The following is a 14403-nucleotide window of genomic DNA, read 5'->3' as shown; positions in this document are numbered from 1 at the left end:
AAGACAAGGGAAATACCGGGTAGACGGGTGTGCGAATCACCTTACCGCGCTATTGATTCGCGTTAACGAATCACCCCGCCCGCAGAAGCCAAGGAGATGCGCATGGCCGCCAAGGATACCGACGACCAGAAGCCCGACGATCAGGACGCCGAAGTTTCGCTCGATATGTCGCAGGCTGCGGTCAAACGGATGATCGCCGAGGCGCGCGAACGGGGTTTCATCACCTACGATCAGCTCAATCAGGTCCTGCCGCCCGATCAGGTGAGCTCGGAGCAGATCGAGGATGTGATGTCGATGCTCTCGGAGATGGGCATCAACATCATCGAGGAAGAGGAGGCCGAGGAAGAAGACGGCAAGACCACTGCCATCGCCGAAATCGGGCGGCGCGGCGAGATCACGCTCGGCTCGGGCAAGGAAGAAAAGCTCGACCGCACGGACGATCCGGTGCGCATGTATCTGCGCGAGATGGGCAGCGTGGAACTGCTCAGCCGCGAAGGCGAGATTGCCATCGCAAAACGCATCGAGGCCGGGCGCAACACGATGATCGCGGGCCTGTGCGAAAGCCCGCTGACCTTTCAGGCGATCACCATCTGGCGTGACGAACTTCTGGGCGAAGACATCCTGCTGCGCGATGTGATCGATCTCGAGGCGACCTTCGGCAACCAGCTTGGCGACGAGGACGGGGCCGAGCCGGTGGTGGCCGCCAACGTGAGCGCCCCGCCGTCGCAAGGCTTGCGGGACGGGGGGCAGGACGAGGTCGATGCCGACGGCAACCCGATCCAGCGCGAGGATGACGAGGAAGACGACGAGCAGGCCAATATGAGCCTTGCCGCGATGGAGGCCGCGCTCAAGCCGCGCGTGCTGGAAACGCTCGACCGCATCGCCGAGGATTTCGCGCAGTTGAGCGACATGCAGGACAGCCGGATTTCGGCCACGCTCAACGAGGACGGGTCGTTCTCCTCCGATCAGGAGGCGATCTATCAGACGCTGCGCTCGGAGATCGTCGAACTGGTCAACTCGATGCATCTGCACAACAACCGCATCGACGCGCTGATCGACCAGCTTTACGGCATCAATCGCCGGATCATGCAGATTGATTCGGCCATGGTGAAGCTGGCCGATCAGGCGCGCATCAACCGCGCCGAGTTCATCGAGGCCTATCGCGGGCGCGAGCTTGACCCGAACTGGCTCGAGGATATGGCCACGCGACCGGGGCGCGGCTGGCAGATGTTCATGGAGCGCAGCGAAGACAAGGTGCAGGAACTGCGCGCCGACATGGCGCAGGTCGGGCAATATGTCGGCCTCGACATCTCCGAGTTCCGCCGCATCGTCAATCAGGTCCAGAAAGGCGAGAAAGAGGCGCGTCAGGCCAAGAAGGAAATGGTCGAGGCCAACCTGCGGCTGGTCATTTCCATCGCCAAGAAATACACCAACCGCGGGCTGCAATTCCTTGATCTCATTCAGGAAGGCAATATCGGCCTGATGAAGGCGGTGGACAAGTTCGAGTATCGCCGGGGCTACAAGTTCTCGACCTATGCGACGTGGTGGATCCGTCAGGCGATCACGCGCAGCATCGCCGATCAGGCGCGCACCATCCGCATCCCCGTCCACATGATCGAGACGATCAACAAGCTGGTGCGCACGGGCCGCCAGATGCTGCACGAGATCGGCCGCGAACCCACCCCCGAGGAACTGGCCGAAAAGCTGCAAATGCCGCTCGAAAAGGTCCGCAAGGTGATGAAGATCGCCAAGGAGCCGATCTCGCTCGAGACGCCCATCGGGGACGAGGAAGACAGCCAGCTTGGCGATTTCATCGAGGACAAGAACGTCATCCTGCCGCTCGATAGCGCCATTCAGGACAACCTGAAGGAGACCACGACGCGGGTTCTGGCCTCGCTCACACCGCGCGAGGAACGCGTGTTGCGGATGCGCTTTGGCATCGGCATGAACACCGATCACACGCTGGAAGAGGTGGGCCAGCAGTTTTCCGTCACCCGCGAACGCATCCGCCAGATCGAGGCAAAGGCGCTGCGGAAGCTGAAACATCCCAGCCGGTCGCGGAAGCTGCGGAGTTTTCTGGATCAGTGAGGTGGATTTTTGTTGGCCTGAGTGAGTTGCTGAGGCTGCGTGAAATGTCGGCCGCGCACGCAAAATACCGCCCCGCAAATGATCCGCCCTGTCGCTTTGAGCGTAACAAACTACGTGAATGGCAATCACGGGGGAAACGGCTTATGTTTCCTTCGTGACGAGCGGACAGGGAAATTTCCGAATGAACATGCACCCCTCTGACATGGTGCCCGCCCCCGACCGGGACGAGGCCAGGGAAGCCCTCGCGCGGCTCAGGGCGTGGGCGGCCTCGGCCACCCCCGAAGAAGTGGCCGATCTGGACCCGGCCATCGCGCGGCTTCTGCCCGGTGGCGAGGTGTCGAACTATCCCACGCTTGCCCGCACCTACCCGCAGGATTTTGCGGTGGACGACGCCTATCGCGCGACACTGCCCGATCTTCAGAACGGTCCCTCCTCGCTGATCCGGGGCACCAGGCAGCAATTGCAGCATGTGGGCATTTCCAATTTCCGCCTGCCCATCCGCTTTCACACCCGCGACAATGGCGATCTGACGCTCGAGACCTCGGTCACCGGCACGGTCAGCCTCGAGGCGGGCAAGAAGGGCATCAACATGTCCCGGATCATGCGCAGTTTCTACAAGCACGCGGAAAAAACCTTCAGCTTCGAGGTGATGGCGGCGGCGCTCGCTGATTACCTGAGCGATCTCGAAACGCTCGACGCGCGGTTGCAGATGCGGCTTTCCTATCCGGCCAGGGTGCGCTCGCTGCGTTCGGGGCTGGAGGGGTATCAGTATTACGATATCGCGCTGGAACTGGTGAGTCAGAACGGCGTTCAGCGCAAGTTCATGCATCTCGATTACGTCTATTCCTCGACCTGCCCCTGTTCGCTGGAACTGAGCGAACATGCGCGCACCGCGCGCGGGCAACTCGCCACCCCGCATTCGCAACGCTCGGTGGCGCGGCTCTCGGTGGAAGTGGTCGAGGGCGATTGCCTGTGGTTCGAGGACCTGATCGAGCTTGCCCGCCGCGCCGTGCCGACCGAGACGCAAGTGATGGTCAAGCGCGAGGATGAGCAGGCCTTCGCCGAGTTGAACGCGGCCAATCCGATCTTTGTCGAGGATGCGGCGCGGCTCTTTTGCGAGCAATTGCTGGCCGACCCGCGGATCGGCGATTTCCGCGTGGTGGCCAGCCATCAGGAGAGCCTGCACAGCCATGACGCGGTGAGCGTGCTGACCGAAGGCGAGACATTCGCCGCAGCTAGCCTTGGGCCGCGGTTGTTTCAGACGCTGGTGCATGGGGCCTGATTGTTGACTGCCCGGTTTCCGGGCAGGCGGCTCCGGCAATAAGCGGCAAGTTGCTGCAAGTGCGAAATGTGAGTTGACCTGACGGCGTTTTGCTGCAACGCAGCGCGTGACATGCGTTACGCATGTGTCATCTGCGTGCCGCATCATGGCGGTCACCTGACAAAGAGGATCACAGAACATGCTTGCACCCGATCTGCCGCTCAAGCTGTCTGCCGCCAGCATCCGGTTGACTGGCTATCTGGTCGAAAGCCAGTTGCGCATTGCCCGCATCGTGACCGAGGCGGGGCTGCGCGCAACGCCGTTCGGCCCGTTCCTGAAGGCAGCCGAGGCACCGGCCAAACGCGCCACGCCCCCGGCCAAGCCGCGCGCCGCACGTCCCGCCGCGACACCCACCGCAAAGACGGACGCCCCGGTAAAACCGGCGGTGAAACTGGTGGAGACGGAGGCCCCGGCGGCTCCGGCACCCACGCCCGTGCCCGAGGCAAAAGTCGCGCCTGCGCCTGCGCCCAAGCCCGCCCCGGAAGCGAAGGCTGCGCCGGTGAGCGCGCCTGCGCCCAAGCCGGTCGAGGTCGAAGCCAAGGCGGCGCCCAAGCCGGAGCCCAAGCCCACCCCCGCGCCGAAGCCCGAGGCCGCACCGGCCGCCAAGGTTGAGAGCACCCCGAAACCGGCACCGAAACCGGCCGCGTCTGCAGCACAACCGACGCCTCCCGCCACAAAGGCGAGCCCGGACGCCGAGTCTGCCAAAGCCGAGGCTGCGAAAGCAGAGGCTGCCAAGACAGAGGCCGCCGCTGCGGCCAGGCGCCCGCGTGCGCCCTCGGTTCCGCCCGCTCTGCCCGAGCGTCCGGCGAAAGCCGAAACGGAATAAGGACCTGTCTGGCCGGGTTGCGTTCCGCGCATCCCGGCCATTCTGATTTGGCGCTCGTCATGGCCGCGCCTGTAACTTATCTCAACGCTCAGGGAGGAAACGGATCACAATCGTGAGGTTTCCAAATGGCATCGACCACCACCAATATTGCCACCGCACCGCGCAAGGGTTTCTGGGCGCGTTTTCTTGATGCGATGGAGCGGAGCGCGCGGGTTCAGTCGCGCCGCGCCCGGATCGAGGCGCTTGAGGCGAAATCCGACGAGGAGCTGGCCCGCATGGGCATCCGTCGCGACGATATCGCCTATCACGTCTTCAAGGACCTGTTTTACGCCTGAAGCGCCAAGCGCCGTTGCCTCGGCCGTGTCCGCGCGTCAGGAGCGCAGGCTTTTCAGAATGCTTGTCGCCAGAAACACGAGCGCCGCGACGCAGACGATGGATGGACCTGCGGGCGTGTCGAACGCATAGGCCGCCTGCAGGCCGATCACGGCAGACCCGCTGCCGATGATCGCGGCGGTCAGCGCCATCTGCTCGGGTGTGCGTGACAGGGGGCGGGCGGCGGCGGCGGGAATGATCAGCATGGCCGCGATCAGCAAGACGCCCACCACCTTGATCGCAACCGCGACCGTAATGGCCAGCGCCAGTGTCAGGATCAGTTGTTCGCGTTTCGGGTCGATCCCGCTGGCATGGGCAAGTTCCGCGCTGATGGTCGAGGTCAGGAGCGCCGACCAGCGCCAGCCGATCAATCCCACGACCAGTGCGGTACCGCCCCAGATCACCGCCAGATCCCCGCGCGACACGGCCAGGATATCGCCGAAGAGATAGGCCATGAGGTCGATGCGGATGCCCGACAGGAACGACACGGCCACCAGCCCGAAGGCCAGCGCGGAATGCGCCAGAACCCCCAGCAGCGTGTCCATGGCATAGCCGCGCCCGGTCAGCACGGTCACGGTCAGCGCCATCGCCAGCGCCACGGCCACGGCCCCGGCAAAAACCGAGATGTGGAGCGCCAGCGCCAGCGCGACCCCCAGAATCGCGGCATGGGCCGTCGCGTCGCCGAAATAGGCCATGCGCCGCCAGACCACGAAGCTGCCCAAAGGCGCCGCGGCAAGGGCCACGCCGACACCTGCAAGGGCGGCGCGGGTCATGAAATCATCCAGCATCATTCGGCGGCCCTCGTGTGTGGATCGGCAGGGGGCTGATCCGGCCCGTCGTCATGGGGGCAGGTTTCGTCGTGGCTGTGGTCATGCTCGTGCCGGTAGAGGGCCAGCGCGCCGCCGGTGCCGGAGCCGAAAAGCGCGCGGTATTCGGGGGCCGCCGACACGATCTCGGGTGTGCCCTCGCAGCAGACATGGCCATTGAGACAGATCACCCGGTCAGAGGCCGCCATGACCACATGCAATTCGTGGCTGATCATCAGGATGGCGCAGCCGGTTTTCTGGCGCACCTCTTCGATCTGGAGATAGAAGGCGGCGGAGCCGGGTTGATCCAGCCCCTGCGTGGCCTCGTCGAGCAACAGCAGATCGGGCTCGTTGATGAGCGCGCGCGCCAGAAGGACGCGCTGGAACTGCCCGCCCGACAGGGCCGACATCTGGCGGGGCGAGAGGTCGGGGACGCCGGCCCGTTCCAGCGCGGTGGCGCAGGCCGCGCGCGGGGTGCCGCCCGGAAGGCGCAGGAATCGCTCCACCGTGATGGGCAGGGTCGGATCGATATGCAGCTTCTGGGGAACATAACCGATGCGCAGCCCCGGCTTTTGCGTGATGCGTCCCGATTTCGGTGTTGCCGCCCCGATGAGCAGGCGCAGTAACGTGGTCTTGCCGGAGCCGTTGGGCCCGACGACGGTCACGATCTCGCCCGGCTCTATGGCAAGCGACACATTGCGCAACACCATGTTGGCTCCATAACCGACGCTGATATTCTGCGCCGCGATCAGGCTCATGTGTCTGCCTTGTCCGCACAGCCCGGACAAATACCCGTCGCCTCGACCACCGTCCGTTCGATCGTGAACCCCGTGGCGCGCGCCGCCTCGCCAAGCGCGCCACGCGCCGGGGATGACTGTGCCTCGGCCACGGACTGACAGATCCGGCAGATCATGAATGCAGGCGAATGACTGGCACCGGGATGGGCGCAGGCGATGAAGGCATTGAGCCGTTCGATCTTGTGCGCAAATCCATTGGCGACGAGAAATTCGAGCGCCCGGTAAGCCACGGGCGGTTGCGAGCCGAACCCGGCATCGCGCAACCTGTCGAGCATTTCATAGGCACCGACCGCGCGATGCGCCTGCAAGAGCAACCCCAACGCCTTGCGTCGCACAGGCGTGAATCGCAGGCCATGCGCCCGGCAATGCGCCTCGGCCGTTGCCATTGCCTCGGTGATGCAGGCACCATGATCGTGTTTTTCAAATCCGACGGGATCGTTCGGCATGGTGTTTCCCGCACTGACAGCACTTGTCATGTTATTTCATTTCCTGTAGCCAAGCGACAATGTTATATAATCACATGGAGCCGGACATGTCCAGAAACCTCATTCCCCTCTCGGTTGCGGCAACCCTGCTTGGCGGAACGGCCTTCGCGGAGGTGCCGCGCGTGGCCGTCGACATCGCGCCCGTTCATTCGCTGGTGGCGCGCGTCATGCAGGGGCTGGGCGCGCCCTCGCTGATCGTGGCACCGGGGGCAAGCCCGCATGAATACAGCCTGCGCCCGTCCGAGGCCGCCGCCTTGCAGGAGGCCGATCTGGTCTTCTGGATCGGCCCGGACCTGACGCCCTGGCTGGAAAGTGCGATCGAAACACTGGCTGGAGGTGCTGCCATCACGGAAATGCTCGAGGTCGATGGCACCATGGAATTGCCTTTCCGCGAAGGCGCACTGTTCGAGGCGCATTCCGATGCGGGCGAGGACCATGCAGGTGGCGAAGACCATGCTGGGCATGGGCATGATGATCACGGTCACGATGATCATGCCGATAAGGGGGGGCACGATGATCATGCCGATGAGGGGGGCCACGATGGCCACGACCATGGCGCCCATGACCCCCACGCCTGGCTGTCGCCGGAAAACGGGGCGATCTGGCTGAACGCCATCGCCGCGCAACTCTCCGCGGCCGATCCGGACAATGCCGGGGCCTATTTTGCCAACGCGGCGGCCGGACGCGAAGAACTGGCCACGCTGAGCGCCGAGATCAACGGCATTCTGGAGCCGGTGCGGGGCCGCAATTTCATCGTCTTCCACGACGCCTATCAGTATTTCGAGACGGCGTTCGCATTTCCGGCATCGGGTGCCATATCCCTGTCCGATGCCGCCCGGCCCAGCCCGGCCCGCATCGCCGAGATCCAGGCACGCGTTGCAGAACAGGCGATCAGTTGCGTGCTGTCAGAACCTCAGTTCGCCCCCGGCATCGTGGCGACGGTCATGGACGGGTCCGACGCGCGCAGCGGCATACTCGATCCGCTGGGCTCTGATCAGGAACCCGGCCCGGCGCTCTACGGCAACGTCCTGCGCAACCTTGCCACGGCGCTGGCGGACTGCCTCGAGACCCCATGACCGCCACATGCGCCGCCGGGTCGGCGGCCTGTCCTGCGTCACCGCCCGGCCAGGGACCGGACGGTGACATCGACGGTGCGCGAAAAGCCCGGGATGCGAAAATCTGTCCCCGTGAACAGAAAATTGCGGCACCGCGACCGATCCGGGCTAGAATGGGGATCAGGGAGGGGACCCTTGCAAACGACGAGAAGGGCACCCGATGACCATATCCTGCGTTACCCCCCGTTTTCTGCCCGCCGGATGGCGGCGCGATCTTGACCTGTTCCTGGCCGAACGCGCGGCGGGCATGAATGGCTACATGCTCTCGCAAAGGCGCGTTGAAAGCGTCATGCGCCTGCAATCGCTGAGCGATCGCGATCTGGCCGCCATGGGGCTGCAACGCCGTGACATCCCGGCTTTCGTATTCGAGGACGTGCTGCCGGAGCCGCACTGAGGTGCCGGCGCAAGCGTCTTGACAGGCGCGAAGGCGCGCGCCAAGGCTGCGCCTTATGTTTGATATGCGCCCCGTGGGATATCTGGTCGGGCTCATGGTGATGGCGATGGGCCTGACCATGGGGCTGCCGCTTTTGGTCGATATCGCCGAGGGGCGCGACCATTGGCCGGTCTTTGCGGAAAGCATGATCGTGACCTGCCTCGCCGGGGGTTTGGTGGCGCTGTCGTGCCGCAATTCGGTGGGGCGTGGCCTGAATATCCAGCAGGCCTTTCTGCTCACGACCACCGTCTGGGTGGCGTTGCCGCTCTTCGGTGCCATGCCCTTCATGCTGGGCGAAACGCAGCTTGGCTTTATCGATGCGTTCTTCGAGTCGATGTCGGGCATGACAACCACGGGAACCACCGTCATCACGGGGCTGGACGATCTGCCCAAGGGGCTGCTGTTGTGGCGCGGCATCCTGCAATGGCTGGGCGGGCTGGGGATTGTCATCGTGGCCCTTGTCTTTCTGCCTGAAATGCGGGTGGGCGGGATGCAGTTCTTTCGCTCCGAGGGGTTTGACACGCTGGGCAAGGCGCTGCCGCGCACGATCGACATTTCCAAGGGCGTGCTCAACATCTATCTGGGTCTCACGGCAGTCTTCACGCTGACCTATCTCGCGCTCGGGATGGAGGCGTTCGAGGCGACCGTGCACGCGCTCACCACTGTGTCCACCGGCGGGTTTTCCACCACGGACGCCTCTTTCGGGGCATTTCCCGGCGCGCCACAATATGCCTGCGCGCTCTTCATGGTGTTGGCCAGCCTGCCGTTCGTGCGCATGATGCAGGGGGTGCAGGGCAATCTGCGCCCGCTTCTCCAGGATACCCAGGTGCGCACCTATATCCGCTGGCTGATCTACGCCTTCGCGTTGCTGGCTGCCTATGACATCCTTGCGCTCGGCCATTTCGAGGAAGAGCGGTTGCGCGAGCGCTTGTTCAATATGGTCTCGATCTTTTCCGGCACGGGCTTTGGTGATGGCGATGTGACGGCCTATGGCAATTTTCCCTTCGCCATCCTGATTATCGTGGGCGCGATCGGCGGCTGTACCAGTTCCACCGGTTGTTCGATCAAGATTTTCCGCTATCAGATCATGCTGCGCGCGCTCGGCCAGCAGGCGCGGCGCATCTTCCATCCCTCCTCGGTGCTGGTGCTGCGCCATGAGGGGCGGCGGGTCGAGGATGAGGTGCTGCAATCGGTGATGCTGCTTTTCACCATGTATATCCTGTCGCTCGGGTTTTTCTCGGTCGCGCTGGAACTGACCGGGCTGACGCTGATGGAATCGATCACCGGGGCGTGGACCGCGATATTCAACATCGGTCCGGCCTTCGGCCCCAGCGTGGGGCCGACCGGTTCGGTGCAGGCATTCCCCGAGACGGCGAAGGCCCTGATGATCGCGGCGATGCTGATGGGACGGCTGGAGATCCTTGCCGTCATCGTTCTGCTTCTGCCGCGGTTCTGGCGTCCCTGAGCCGTCAATAGACGTCGCGCCCGCCACGGATGGCGATATAGGTGGGGCACTCGGGGCGCGCGGTGTTGATGATGAGATACCACACCACCTCGCCGGGGCGGCCCGTGCGCGAATACTCGCAACCCGAGGGATGCGTCCACCACTGGCCCGCGTGCGTTGCGGGCGGCATCACCTTGCTGGTGCCGCCCTTGATGGCGGTGGTGTAGCCGCCGTAATTCGGCTGTTGCTGGGCCTGCGCCACGGGTGCGACGGCGAGGGAGACAAGGGCGAGTGCGGCGATGTTCCGGGATTTGGTCATGGATCTCTCTCCGTTTTCCTGACTGCTGCCACGCGTGACGCCCCATGCGCCAGGCTGTGACCTGAACCCGATTACGCCACCCTTGGCAGGCCGGTGCGCGTCGCGTTCATGTCAGGAAAACGGCGTTTAGAGAGAATTATTCCCAACAACTCACAAGCACGGTGATCGCCGAGGCGCGGTCGCTGAGCGCTTCGGCCGAGAGAACGCCGGTCTCGCGGGTGGTCTGCGCGGTGACGCCGCCCCGCGCCAGCACCTCTTGCAGCGCGCCGTTGCCGGCGGCAAAGCTCACGCCCTCGGGCAGGCTGCGGCCTTCCGGCGCGCCGGGCACAAGCATTCCCAGCACCGCGCCGCCCGCATCGACCACCGGCCCGCCGAGATCGCCGGGCATGGCGGCAAGTGCCAGGCGCTTGAGATGGCTCTCGCCCGCCAGCCCGCCAAGCTCTGATATCTGCCCGAAGGTCACGCTTGGCGCGCCGAGAATCCCCTCATAGGAATAACCCGCGACAGCGATCGGCGACAAAAGCCGCGGTGCGGCCTCCTGAAAGCGGGCGAACGCCATGGGCGCGAGCGTCTCGCGCGGGCGCAGGATGGCGATGCCGAGATCCGCGTCGAGATGGGCGACCGTCGCGTCATGGATCTCGTCAAGCGTGATCCGTCCGCAGCCCGCGACGGCCTCCGCCGCCGTCAGGACCGCCCCGCGCGCATCCACGTAAAAGCCCGAGCGCGAGAGTTTGGGGCGGCGCACCTCAAGCCCCGCCACGAGATCCATGCGCTGCGCGCTCACCGGGGCGGCCAGAGGGGCAAGCGTGCCGGGCAGGCGGGCAAAGCTCTGCTCCATTTCCGCCAGCAGCCGCGTGCGCCGTTCCTCGTCACCCGCGGGCCAGACCAGGGTAAAGCCCTTGATCTCGCCATTCTCGAGCCAGACCCGGGTCTGCGAGACGATCCGGCTGCCCTCGCCGGTGAGGGTGAACCCGTCGCGGTCAAGCTGACGCGCGCCCGTCTCCGGGACGATGGCAAGGGTTTGCAGGATGTCGTAAAGCGCGCTCATGGTCGCGCGGTCGCCCGGCTGGCTGATCAGCAGCACCTGCGCGGGCAGATCGCCCGAGGCAGGGTAATGGGCAAAGGGTGCCTCGTGCCGGTCGAAGGCGACAACGCCAAGCGGCAGGCGCATCTCGATACCCGCCTGCGCGTCGCGCACCGTCTCGAGGCCGAGCCCCTCCAGAACGGCGTTATACTGGCGCAGGAGCATCGCGCGCTGGCGCGTGGTCAGAACGCCCGTTGCCTCCACCCCGTTCTGGCGCTGCCAGACCGCCATCGCATTGCGGGTGCCCGGCCCGAAGGCCGCGTCGATGGCCCCCTGATAGACCCCGGCCCATTCCAGCGCGACCTGAAGTGCGGCACGCTCCTCGCGGCTCAGTTGCGCCTCGCTGGCGCGGGCCTCGCGCAGGGTCTCGTCGGGTTCGGGTTCGGGTTCGGGGACGGGGGCAGGGATGGGGGCCGGGGCAGGCGCGGCCACGTCGGGGGCGGTGTCGGGTTCGGGCATCGGGGCGGGCGCAGGCGTGACGCGCTCGAGCAGATTGGCCCCCACCGGCCAGAACTGCTGACCGAAATCGGAGGGCTGCGCGATGTAGCTGTCGCGCGCGATCACACCCTCGCTGCGATAGACCTGAAGCACGCGCGCGGCCTCTTCCTCGCGGTATGGTCCGAGGGCGATGGCATACCAGCCCCGCCCAAGCGAAAACCCGTTCACATCCGGCAGGCTGCGCGCGTAATCGCGCGCCCGCGCCTGTGCCTCGGCAAGGCTGGGCTGCGCCTCGATCTGGACAAAGACCAACGGTTCGGCCTCCGGGCCGGTCTGGGCAAGCGCCGCAATGGGGGTAAGCAACAACAGAACAAAAGCCGCAACAAAACGCATGATCATCATTCCCAAGTGGTCTTCGGACGGCCGGAATGGCCGGGTCTTGCCGGTTCTAGCAAAATCCCCGCCCGATGCATCCCAAATATGCGCGCCCGCGCGCCACAAGCCGCGTTGACCATGCCCGGCACCCGGCCTAGGTAAGGGCGTCAATTTCGGGGGGCCCGCGCATGACGGACAACACGGCCAAGCCGCGCAGCTTTCAGGAGATCATCCTGCGGCTTCAGACCTATTGGGCGGGGCAGGGCTGTGCGATGTTGCAGCCCTATGACATGGAGGTGGGCGCGGGCACGTTCCATCCAGCCACCACGCTGCGGTCCTTGGGGTCGCGGCACTGGGCGGCGGCCTATGTGCAGCCCTCGCGGCGGCCGACCGACGGACGCTATGGCGAGAATCCCAACCGGCTCCAGCATTATTACCAGTATCAGGTGCTGATCAAACCCTCGCCGCCCGATCTGCAAGAGCTCTATCTCGGCTCGCTCAAGGCCATCGGCATCGACCTTGCGCTGCACGACGTGCGCTTTGTCGAGGATGACTGGGAAAGCCCGACGCTGGGCGCCTGGGGGCTGGGCTGGGAGGTCTGGTGCGACGGCATGGAGGTGAGCCAGTTCACCTATTTCCAGCAGGTGGGCGGGCATGATTGCCACCCCGTGCCGGGAGAGCTGACCTATGGGCTGGAACGGCTGGCGATGTATGTGCTGGGCGTCGATCATGTGATGGACATGCCGTTCAACGACCCGGACGCGCCCATTCCGCTCCGCTATGGCGACGTGTTCCGCCAGACCGAGGAGGAATATTCACGCTTCAACTTCGATGTGGCCGATACCGAGGTTCTGCTGCGGCATTTCACCGAGGCCGAGGCCGAATGCGCGGCCATCCTCGCCGCCCCTGCGCAGGACCCCAAGACGGGCAAGTGCATCGTCATGGCGCATCCCGCCTATGACCAGTGCATCAAGGCCAGCCACATCTTCAACCTGCTCGACGCGCGCGGCGTCATCTCCGTGACCGAGCGGCAGGCCTATATCGGCCGCGTGCGCGCACTGGCCAAACAATGCGCCGATGCGTTCGTGATGACCGAAGCGGGGGGGTATGCGGCGTGATCAGTGTTGACAAACAGCAACAAATCATCACATAGGAGGGTAGCGGTCGGGAGGATTGCCTAGAGCGATCCGTTGGGACAAGGTTCTCACTCGGCTGCCTTTTTTCATGTATCTTCTTTACCTTGATGACGCAGGCTCAGTTAATTCGGCTCAGGAAAGGCATTTCGTCCTTTCTGGTATATGCCTATTCGAGCGTCAGGTTCATTACCTGAGCGCAGGTCTCGACCGACTTGCCAAGGAGATTTGTCCGCAGGATCACGAGCGTCTCGAATTCCACGGAAGCCACATGCTCGCCGGGAAAGGGTTCTGGCGGTCGGTGAGGCCGCGTGAGCAGCGTCACACCCATATCCGACATGCACTTGCAGAGTGCAGAAAACTCATGGGAACCTGGGCGCTTTTCGGTGTGGTTGTCGATAAGCAGGCAATTTCGCCCGAAGATCCAATCGAGTTCGCGTTCGAACAGATTTGCAGCCGTTTCGACGCCTTTCTTAAACGCGAGTTTCACAAGGGAAACAAGCAACGCGGGCTTATCATCCTCGACAAATCGACCCGCGAAACCCGATTGCAGGCCTTGGCGACGGAATTTGGCAAATCTGGGCATCGCTACGGCATTCTGCACAGTCTCGCCGATGTGCCGATGTTCGTGGACTCCGCCGCAACACGCGCGATCCAGTTTGCCGATCTTGTATCATACGCGCTTTGGCAGAAATTCGAGCGTGGGGACGACCAGTTTTTCAACGTGATCGACGATACGTTTGACGCCGAGGGCGGCGTCGTGCATGGGCTTTTGCACCGCAAGGAGGCGGGCACGTTTTGCGACTGTCCGTATTGCGTCACCAGAGGGGGACGATTGATCTGATGGGCAAGATCCTGAGCATTGCCATTCTCCTCGCGGCGGCGCTTGCCGGGGGGGCGCTTTATTATCTCCAGGTCTATCACTTCTACGACGAGGTGCTGCTGACCCGGGATGGCGGCGTGGTGGAGATGAAGATCACGCTGGCGAGCGGCGATGTCATCGACCTTCCCGTGTCCGATTTCCGCGCCATCGACGCAGATAGCTCCCCCATCCGGTTCCGCGCCTGCTTTACCGCGCACCTGCCGCAGGACGTGGGCCTTGTCCCCTATCCGGGGGCGGAACCGCTCAACGCGCCCGGCTGGTTTGACTGTTTCGACGCCAAGGCGCTCGGGGCCGCCCTCGGCGAGGGACGCGCGCGCGCCTACATGGGCGAGGAAAACATCCAATACGGCATCGACCGCATCATCGCCATCGCAGAGGACGGGCGCGGCCATGCCTGGCACCAGATCAACCGCTGCGGCGAGATCGTCTTTGACGGCCAGCCCGCGCCCGCGGATTGCCCCAAGCCCCCGCAAGGAAACTGAGC

General features: G+C 64.4%; 15 protein-coding genes. 10 read left to right on the top strand and 5 right to left on the bottom strand.

Annotated elements, in window-relative coordinates:
• Positions 1-102: 102 nt before the first annotated feature.
• The 4 genes from rpoD to ACSSV8_RS06845 all read left to right on the top strand — a co-directional run bounded on the left by rpoD (position 103) and on the right by ACSSV8_RS06845 (position 4570).
• Positions 103-2088, top strand: coding sequence for an RNA polymerase sigma factor RpoD (rpoD, locus tag ACSSV8_RS06860; RefSeq protein WP_354539579.1), 1986 nt, complete (start codon positions 103-105; stop codon positions 2086-2088).
• Between the two features lie 181 nt (positions 2089-2269).
• Positions 2270-3370: a GTP cyclohydrolase FolE2 gene (gene folE2 / locus ACSSV8_RS06855; RefSeq protein ID WP_454281942.1), complete on the top strand. Its 1101-nt coding sequence runs from the start codon at positions 2270-2272 to the stop codon at positions 3368-3370.
• A gap of 178 nt (positions 3371-3548) precedes the next feature.
• Positions 3549-4235, top strand: a complete 687-nt coding sequence (locus tag ACSSV8_RS06850) for a hypothetical protein (protein WP_454281941.1) — start codon at positions 3549-3551, stop codon at positions 4233-4235.
• Positions 4236-4360: 125 nt separating this feature from the next.
• Entirely contained in the window at positions 4361-4570 is a 210-nt protein-coding gene (locus ACSSV8_RS06845) for a hypothetical protein (RefSeq protein WP_354539576.1), read from the top strand.
• A 36-nt stretch (positions 4571-4606) separates the two neighbouring features.
• Here the strand turns inward: ACSSV8_RS06845 and ACSSV8_RS06840 are convergent, their stop codons facing one another.
• From ACSSV8_RS06840 to ACSSV8_RS06830, 3 genes are read right to left on the bottom strand one after another with little or no spacing between them, the layout of a single operon-like run.
• Positions 4607-5395: a metal ABC transporter permease gene (locus ACSSV8_RS06840; protein ID WP_454282006.1), complete on the bottom strand. Its 789-nt coding sequence runs from the start codon at positions 5393-5395 to the stop codon at positions 4607-4609.
• The gene (locus ACSSV8_RS06835) at positions 5395-6171 is read right to left on the bottom strand and encodes a metal ABC transporter ATP-binding protein (protein WP_354539575.1); all 777 of its coding nucleotides are present in this window, start codon (positions 6169-6171) and stop codon (positions 5395-5397) included. Before ACSSV8_RS06835 ends, ACSSV8_RS06840 begins: the two co-directional genes overlap by 1 nt.
• Positions 6168-6686 (bottom strand): transcriptional repressor, encoded by a 519-nt coding sequence (locus ACSSV8_RS06830; protein ID WP_454281940.1) that lies wholly within the window; start codon positions 6684-6686, stop codon positions 6168-6170. The genes ACSSV8_RS06835 and ACSSV8_RS06830 overlap by 4 nt, the downstream gene beginning before the upstream one ends.
• 56 nt (positions 6687-6742) lie before the next feature.
• Here ACSSV8_RS06830 and ACSSV8_RS06825 point away from each other — a divergent pair, with 56 nt between their 5' ends.
• The 3 genes from ACSSV8_RS06825 (at position 6743) to ACSSV8_RS06815 (ending at position 9708) form a co-directional block, all read left to right on the top strand.
• Positions 6743-7771, top strand: a complete 1029-nt coding sequence (locus tag ACSSV8_RS06825; protein WP_454281939.1) for a zinc ABC transporter substrate-binding protein — start codon at positions 6743-6745, stop codon at positions 7769-7771.
• A gap of 199 nt (positions 7772-7970) precedes the next feature.
• Positions 7971-8204 carry a DUF1127 domain-containing protein gene (locus tag ACSSV8_RS06820; protein ID WP_354539572.1) on the top strand — a complete coding sequence of 78 codons (234 nt, stop codon included), beginning with the start codon at positions 7971-7973 and terminating at the stop codon, positions 8202-8204.
• A 55-nt stretch (positions 8205-8259) separates the two neighbouring features.
• Entirely contained in the window at positions 8260-9708 is a 1449-nt protein-coding gene (locus ACSSV8_RS06815) for a TrkH family potassium uptake protein (protein ID WP_354539571.1), read from the top strand.
• Positions 9709-9712: 4 nt separating this feature from the next.
• Here ACSSV8_RS06815 and ACSSV8_RS06810 read toward each other — a convergent pair whose 3' ends face one another.
• Together ACSSV8_RS06810 and ACSSV8_RS06805 are read right to left on the bottom strand one after the other, a co-directional pair.
• Complete coding sequence (locus ACSSV8_RS06810) at positions 9713-10006, bottom strand: hypothetical protein (RefSeq protein WP_354539570.1); 294 nt, start codon at positions 10004-10006, stop codon at positions 9713-9715.
• 136 nt (positions 10007-10142) lie between these two features.
• On the bottom strand, positions 10143-11927 hold the full coding sequence (locus tag ACSSV8_RS06805; RefSeq protein ID WP_454282005.1) for a serine protease: 1785 nt from the start codon (positions 11925-11927) through the stop codon (positions 10143-10145).
• Between the two features lie 164 nt (positions 11928-12091).
• Here ACSSV8_RS06805 and ACSSV8_RS06800 point away from each other — a divergent pair, with 164 nt between their 5' ends.
• The 3 genes from ACSSV8_RS06800 (at position 12092) to ACSSV8_RS06790 (ending at position 14401) form a co-directional block, all read left to right on the top strand.
• Positions 12092-13021, top strand: a complete 930-nt coding sequence (locus ACSSV8_RS06800; protein WP_454281938.1) for a glycine--tRNA ligase subunit alpha — start codon at positions 12092-12094, stop codon at positions 13019-13021.
• Positions 13022-13127: 106 nt separating this feature from the next.
• Positions 13128-13880: a DUF3800 domain-containing protein gene (locus ACSSV8_RS06795; RefSeq protein ID WP_454281937.1), complete on the top strand. Its 753-nt coding sequence runs from the start codon at positions 13128-13130 to the stop codon at positions 13878-13880.
• A complete protein-coding gene (locus ACSSV8_RS06790; RefSeq protein WP_354539566.1) occupies positions 13880-14401 on the top strand; it encodes a DUF6446 family protein in 522 nt (173 codons plus the stop codon). Before ACSSV8_RS06795 ends, ACSSV8_RS06790 begins: the two co-directional genes overlap by 1 nt.
• The last annotated feature ends 2 nt before the right edge of the window (positions 14402-14403 follow it).

The sequence above is a fragment of the Roseovarius sp. MBR-79 genome, assembly GCF_053628555.1.
This window is presented reverse-complemented; position numbering and strand designations above follow the sequence as displayed.

Coding starts and splice junctions, on each gene's coding strand:
- ACSSV8_RS06840 (WP_454282006.1), bottom strand. CDS start 5,395: ATGCTGGATGATTTCATGACCCGCGCCGCCCTTGCAGGTGTCGGCGTG.
- ACSSV8_RS06850 (WP_454281941.1), top strand. CDS start 3,549: ATGCTTGCACCCGATCTGCCGCTCAAGCTGTCTGCCGCCAGCATCCGG.
- ACSSV8_RS06845 (WP_354539576.1), top strand. CDS start 4,361: ATGGCATCGACCACCACCAATATTGCCACCGCACCGCGCAAGGGTTTC.
- ACSSV8_RS06835 (WP_354539575.1), bottom strand. CDS start 6,171: ATGAGCCTGATCGCGGCGCAGAATATCAGCGTCGGTTATGGAGCCAAC.
- ACSSV8_RS06830 (WP_454281940.1), bottom strand. CDS start 6,686: ATGACAAGTGCTGTCAGTGCGGGAAACACCATGCCGAACGATCCCGTC.
- ACSSV8_RS06805 (WP_454282005.1), bottom strand. CDS start 11,927: ATGATCATGCGTTTTGTTGCGGCTTTTGTTCTGTTGTTGCTTACCCCC.
- ACSSV8_RS06795 (WP_454281937.1), top strand. CDS start 13,128: ATGTATCTTCTTTACCTTGATGACGCAGGCTCAGTTAATTCGGCTCAG.
- folE2 (WP_454281942.1), top strand. CDS start 2,270: ATGAACATGCACCCCTCTGACATGGTGCCCGCCCCCGACCGGGACGAG.
- rpoD (WP_354539579.1), top strand. CDS start 103: ATGGCCGCCAAGGATACCGACGACCAGAAGCCCGACGATCAGGACGCC.
- ACSSV8_RS06825 (WP_454281939.1), top strand. CDS start 6,743: ATGTCCAGAAACCTCATTCCCCTCTCGGTTGCGGCAACCCTGCTTGGC.
- ACSSV8_RS06820 (WP_354539572.1), top strand. CDS start 7,971: ATGACCATATCCTGCGTTACCCCCCGTTTTCTGCCCGCCGGATGGCGG.
- ACSSV8_RS06815 (WP_354539571.1), top strand. CDS start 8,260: ATGTTTGATATGCGCCCCGTGGGATATCTGGTCGGGCTCATGGTGATG.
- ACSSV8_RS06790 (WP_354539566.1), top strand. CDS start 13,880: ATGGGCAAGATCCTGAGCATTGCCATTCTCCTCGCGGCGGCGCTTGCC.
- ACSSV8_RS06800 (WP_454281938.1), top strand. CDS start 12,092: ATGACGGACAACACGGCCAAGCCGCGCAGCTTTCAGGAGATCATCCTG.
- ACSSV8_RS06810 (WP_354539570.1), bottom strand. CDS start 10,006: ATGACCAAATCCCGGAACATCGCCGCACTCGCCCTTGTCTCCCTCGCC.